The 6,000-nt window shown below is 45.1% G+C and carries 6 protein-coding genes; all 6 read left to right on the forward strand.

Annotated features, from left to right (window positions below):
- Positions 1-143 precede the first annotated feature (143 nt).
- The 6 genes from EV210_RS12425 (at position 144) to EV210_RS12445 (ending at position 5,800) form a co-directional block, all read left to right on the forward strand.
- Positions 144-1,805 carry a LytS/YhcK type 5TM receptor domain-containing protein gene (locus EV210_RS12425; RefSeq protein WP_132080811.1) on the forward strand — a complete coding sequence of 554 codons (1,662 nt, stop codon included), beginning with the start codon at positions 144-146 and terminating at the stop codon, positions 1,803-1,805.
- Positions 1,783-2,547, forward strand: a complete 765-nt coding sequence (locus tag EV210_RS12430) for a LytR/AlgR family response regulator transcription factor (RefSeq protein WP_132080814.1) — start codon at positions 1,783-1,785, stop codon at positions 2,545-2,547. The genes EV210_RS12425 and EV210_RS12430 overlap by 23 nt, the downstream gene beginning before the upstream one ends.
- A 309-nt stretch (positions 2,548-2,856) precedes the next feature.
- Complete coding sequence (locus tag EV210_RS12435) at positions 2,857-3,267, forward strand: biotin/lipoyl-containing protein (RefSeq protein WP_132080817.1); 411 nt, start codon at positions 2,857-2,859, stop codon at positions 3,265-3,267.
- Positions 3,268-3,330: 63 nt separating this feature from the next.
- Positions 3,331-4,488 carry a sodium ion-translocating decarboxylase subunit beta gene (locus EV210_RS12440; protein WP_132080819.1) on the forward strand — a complete coding sequence of 386 codons (1,158 nt, stop codon included), beginning with the start codon at positions 3,331-3,333 and terminating at the stop codon, positions 4,486-4,488.
- A gap of 15 nt (positions 4,489-4,503) precedes the next feature.
- Positions 4,504-4,656: a hypothetical protein gene (locus tag EV210_RS22650; protein WP_165898875.1), complete on the forward strand. Its 153-nt coding sequence runs from the start codon at positions 4,504-4,506 to the stop codon at positions 4,654-4,656.
- A gap of 178 nt (positions 4,657-4,834) precedes the next feature.
- Complete coding sequence (locus EV210_RS12445; protein WP_132080822.1) at positions 4,835-5,800, forward strand: hypothetical protein; 966 nt, start codon at positions 4,835-4,837, stop codon at positions 5,798-5,800.
- Positions 5,801-6,000: the final 200 nt, after the last annotated feature.

Genomic DNA, 6,000 nt, shown 5'->3' on the forward strand with positions numbered 1-6,000 from the left:
GCAAGTCCTTTTTGCTTATTATGGTTAGTAGATCTTTTAGGCAAATTATGATAAGGTAGAAATAAATTTTAAATAGAGGATGATACGTTATTTTTGAAACATGGGTTCCTAACTTAAATGAATTATTTGTTGGCTTATCCGTAATGCTAATTCTGGTATTTGGACTCAGTAAAACAGCCATGTTTCGGCGAATCGTTATTAATAAGGGGAACTCACTGATCGAGAAATGCGCTTTAGCGGTTTTCTTTGGTTTGTCAGGGATCGTGGGAACTTATATGGGCGTTTCAGTGGGAGATGGCTTTGCTAATACCCGGGCAGTTAATGTTATTGTTGCCGGTCTGGTAGGCGGAAAAATTGCCGGCCTGGGCGCAGGTGTTATTGCGGGGGTACACCAGAGTTATATTGATAATTTTAGTGCTGTGGGCAGTTCTATCGCCACAATTCTGGAAGGCTTGCTTGCCGGGGTAGTGGGCAACCATATTGGTCATGGCAAAGATAAATGGGCTTGTGCCTTAGCAGTAGGAATTATCCTGGAAGCGTTACACATGATTTTGCTGCTTTTGACTAACTGGCCGATTGACCAGGGACTATTATTTTTATCCCATATAGCTTTACCCATGCTGGTTATTAATCCACTGGGGATTATCGCCCTTATTGCCATACTGGAAGGAGTCTTTCGCGAACAGGAGATAGTCGAAGGCTCGGCCGCCAGATTAGTGTTGCAGATTGCCAGTAATACCATTACTCATTTGCGGAAAGGTCTAAATCGCGATTCAGCTGAAAAAACTGCGCAAATCATTTTTGACAGGGTGCCTGATTTGGCGGGGGTGGCAGTTACCAATCGCACAGAGGTACTGGCTTTTACCGGTAAAGAGGCAGAGCTGCATTATCCGGACAGCATAACGAGAAATATTCAGCAATCGTTGGAGACCGGAGAGTCAGTTCTGGCACAGACTCACCGGGAAATTGGTTTTATCAGTCCTGACAGTCCAATTGGTTCCAAGATTGTTGCACCATTAAAAGATAAAGATGAGGTAATCGGCACAATTGTTATATTTAAATTGGAAGAAAGAAGTATTTCACCTTTTGAAATTGAATTGGTAAATGGTCTGGCACAGCTTATATCGACACAGCTCGAGGTCAGCAAAAGCGAGCATCAATCAGCGCTGCTTGCTCATGCTGAAATAAAGGCCTTACAGGCGCAGATTAATCCTCACTTCTTATTTAATGCCTTAAATACCATCCGCTATTACTGCCGCAAGCAGCCTGAGACGGCACGAGAGCTTTTGGTCCATTTAGGAAAGTACTACCGGGATAACATTGTCGCCCATGACGGACTGGTCGACTTAGCAACGGAAATCAAGCACATCCGGGACTATGTAGTAATTGAAACAGCACGATTTCAGGATAAGCTCCAGGTTATTTATCGTGTGCCTGACGAATGCAATTGTCTAATCCCCCCCTTATTGCTGCAGCCAATTGTCGAAAATGCGATAAGACATGGCTTATATCCGAAGCGGGAAGGCGGGACCGTTACCATTACCGGGCAACTAGGTGATGATAGGATTATTATTACCATAGAGGACGATGGGGTTGGAATGAAGCAAGAGCAAATCAGCGAAGTGCTTAAGCCTGATCCTGCCCGCAATAATATCGGACTTAGCAATGTATACAGCCGCCTGAAAAGCTTATATGGTGATGAGTGCGGTTTTTTAATTGAAAGTGAAATAACGAAAGGGACAAGAGTAACCATTACACTTCCTGTCGAGGGGGAAACAAAAGATGTTAAAGATAGTTATTGTTGATGACGAATATCCTGCCCGAGAGGAACTTAAGGATATGCTGGGCGAAATGGAAGATGTTGATATTATTGCCGAGTTTGAAGACGGCCTGGAGACCATTGAATTCTTGCAGAAGCATAACCAGGTAGACGCTGTGTTTTTAGATATTCGTATGCGCCATCAGGATGGCATCGTGACGGCCTGGGAGATTCTGCAATTACCTAATTCCCCTCAAGTTGTTTTTGTTACCGGCTACGAGGATTATGCGGTTAAGGCCTTTGAATTAAATGCGGTTGATTATGTTTTGAAACCTTACAGTCAGCAGCGGCTGGAACAAACAGTAAGCAAGCTGCGCAGCATTACGCCGGCTAATCCGCCTGTTAACGACAACACTTTTGAATTTATCCGGAATAATCTTACAAATGAGCAGATGAGGTTATTTGTCTGGGTTGGTGAAAAGATGGTTGTGTTACATGCCGATGACATTGTGTATATTAAAACGGACGAAAAAGGCAAGCCAATGATTTATAGCGGCAAAGGTGTTTTTATGACACGGCTGACCTTAAAAGAAATCGAGAAAACACTGTCTCCCGCTCAATTTGTCAGAACCCATCGCAGTTACTTGGTCAATCTTAATAAAGTAAGTGAGGTTGTTCCCTGGTTTAATAACACGTATATGATTACCTTGGAGGGATATAAGGATGAACAAATTCCTGTAGCCCGCCATTATCTCAATGATTTTAAAAGTGCATTTAAAATCCTGTAAATGATTGTTTGTCCTGTGTAAGCGAAACAAGCAGCAAGGCAGTCAGCCGTACGGCTGGCTGCCTTGTTGTTGTTTAAGGCATCATTTATGCATCTAAAAGCCTGTTTTTATCATGTTGTAGTGAAATGCATCCAAAATTACCGAAAAATCGCTATAATTTTAATGCAATTCAATCGTAGCCTTTATGCAGTCGATGCTACTTGTTCATAAGGGAGGTGTGTACGAAAATCACGGTTTGTAGATCTAAAATTTGTCAATAATACCGCTGCTAGTTTGCGTAAGCAATAGTAAGATTGGAGGAAGCGAAACGTGAGAGTTTTCAAAGTAAATGTTAACGGTGTAGCGTACAATGTTGAAGTGCAAGAAGAAGGTGTTGCTATTGCTGCCGCGCCAGCCGTCGCTGCTGCCGCTCCTGTCACAACTCCCGCTCCAGCTGTAGTTCCTGCTCCGCAAGCTGCACCGGCTGCTGCTGTGCAAGCAGCTCCTGCTGAAGTTGCTGCCGGTGATACTCCCATTACCGCGCCGATGCCGGGAAAAGTAAGCAAAGTGGTTGTTAAAGAAGGTACGACAGTTAAAAAAGGCGATGTCATCATGCTGCTGGAAGCGATGAAGATGCAAAATGAAATCGGCGCTCCGGCTGCCGGTGTGGTTAAATCAATTAATATAGCTGCCGGTGAAAGTGTAAAGCCAGGTCAGGTGCTGGCAGTTATTAAAGGCTAAATGCCTGATTTTTAGCTTTGAGTAATCATTTTAAACGATATTTTAGTAGGAGGAAAAAAACCAATGGACGCTTTATTTATCCAGTATCCGTGGCTCAATGAATTGCTCATGGGCTTTATGGGGTTATCTTTCAAGCATATCACTATGTGGGGTATCGGTGCAGTTTTGATTTGGCTGGCCGTAGCCAAAGATTATGAGCCTGCCTTGCTGCTGCCGATGGGCTTTGGTGCTATCCTTGCCAATATTCCGCACTCTTCTGCAGTTTCGCAGCATCCTGGCGAGGAAGGTTTCTTAGTTGTTCTTTATAAAATGGGTATTGCCAATGAACTCTTTCCAGTATTAATATTTATTGCAATTGGGGCAATGTGTGACTTTTCGCCGCTTATTCGCCGCCCGTCGGTTATGCTGTTTGCCGCTGCCGCACAGTTTGGTATATTCACAACGGCGATCGGTGCGACACTTGTAGGTTTTAGCTTCCCCCATGCCGCTTCCATCGGAATTATCGGCGCTGCTGACGGTCCGACCACCATTTATGTAGCCAGCCGCTATGCGGTTGACTTGCTTGGTCCCCTTTCTGTAGCTGCATACTCCTATATGTCACTTGTTCCTGTTATTCAACCGCCGGTAATCCGTGCTATTACTACAGAAGCTGAGCGTAAGATCAGAATGGGCTTCCAGGGCGAAGAACCCGTTTCGAAAACAACGAAATTCCTGTTCCCGCTGATGGTTGTTATTATTGCCGGTATCGTTGCGCCGATTTCGGTTGCTTTGATTGGTGCACTCATGTTTGGCAATCTGCTCAAGGAATCAGGGGTTACTGAAAATCTTTCCAATTGTGCACAAAATGAGTTAGCTAACCTGGTTACTTTATTACTCGGTATTACGGTTGGCGGTACGATGAGCGCAGATCGCTTCTTAACGTTTGATGTTGCTTTAATCATGGCTCTGGGCGCCGTTGCCTTCGTATTTGACACCGTTGGCGGCGTACTGTTCGCCAAACTGCTGAATACTTTCAGCTCCTCGAAAATCAACCCGATGATTGGCGCTTGCGGTATTTCTGCCTTCCCGATGTCGGGACGCGTTATTGCTAAAATGGCGTTAAAAGAAGATCCTAGTAATTTCATTGTTCAGCACGCAATTGGCGTTAACGTTGCCGGGCAGGTTGCATCTGTTGTGGCCGGTGGTCTGGTATTGGCGCTTATTCCGGCTCTGAGCAAATAAAAGGAGGTAATGTAAGTGACTAATGCTACTAGCTCTGCCATTACGATGCTGTTTGTTGCTCTGCCAACGATGTTTTTCGTAATCGGTGTATTTATCCTCTCAACAAAGGCTCTGCACGCTGCATTTCCTGCACCTATCGAAGCAGACGGAGAAGAAGACGAGGACTAAAATTCTTCGCTTCACATAAACCAAGTTTCAGCAAAAAACACCGAATGATTTCGGTGTTTTTTGTTTTGTGGCGTTTTCCAGCATTTACATACAGGCTGGGTAGGAAAAACAGCTGTTGGCCGAGAATCATAAACGTTTACACAAGAATGATTACTTGTTTATACGGAGGCTATTTTTTGTGCAATTGTCGATTATCTGTAAAACTGTTGTTGTGAGTATGTTCTTATTCACCGGCAGTACTGTAGTATTAGCCGCTGTTGGGAATACGGCGGATGGCATTGCGGAGATTTCATTCAGTTCGTATCGCAGCCATGACAAGACATTTTCACAAAACCGGAATGTTTTAACCTGGCAAACGATCAGTGCCTCCACAAGGGCTATGTTCCAAGCAAGTGAAATCCGGCTGGGTGATGACCAGGCAGGACAATACGGCGATTTGCAGAAATTTGCCGCCGGCTTTCGGGTGAGCGGTTTGAAAACCAATACCAGCTTGTGGCTGGATCAATACCAGAGTGGTTATTCTTTTACTGGCTACCGGTTTGACAGCCGGTATGCTGCCGATGAACAAACCAGTATTGTTTTGGCAGTAGCGAAGACACCGGTAATTGACCTGGATACCTTAGGGGAGCAAGGCAGGCCGCTCTTAACGTCTAACAGCTATTCCCTAAAAACGGAGCGAATTTTGGACGCGAATAAAGACCTTTCTGTTGGCATGACGCGGGGGCTGTATAGTGATGCGAATAAGAGTACCGCATATACCTGGCAGTATGGACAGACAATATATGACCGGGGCCGGGATAGACTGCGGATCGGGGCCTATGGTTACAAAGGCAGCTGGGACACTGTCAGTCAGTGGTATGGTAATCCGTTAAGCAGTAAGTCCTTTGGGCTAACGACTACCTATGGCGCCCGTGATGGCAATGGACAATGGACAACTACTTTTACGGGTGCCTGGGGAGCCGACGACAATAATCCGCTAGAGTTCTGGCCGTCACTCAGGCTGCAGTACCAGTATCAAGCCTCGCCCAGCAGCAGTATGACATTTGGCTTTGCCAGTGGCCTGCGTACGGATAAGGCCAATGAATTAGAAGGGCTGCGGCATAACTACCGGCAGTTTAATGCCGCCTATCAGGCAAACTGGTAGGTGTAAAAAGGGGGCGAAACGTTGTAAAAACGTTCTCGCCCTTTTTTAACGTCTCGGCAACGAGAGGAGCAGAAAAAGCCCGGCTTTCTACTTTTGGCATTGCCCCAAAAGCCTGCTAAGCAATGTCAATGCTTAAAAGCAAGATTTAATAAAAAGCTGAGTACTTTCTGTAGAGCATAGCAAATAAACCATAGCCTTAA

This window comes from Anaerospora hongkongensis (assembly GCF_004339805.1).
Classification (GTDB): Bacteria; Bacillota; Negativicutes; order Sporomusales; family DSM-15969; genus Anaerospora; species Anaerospora hongkongensis.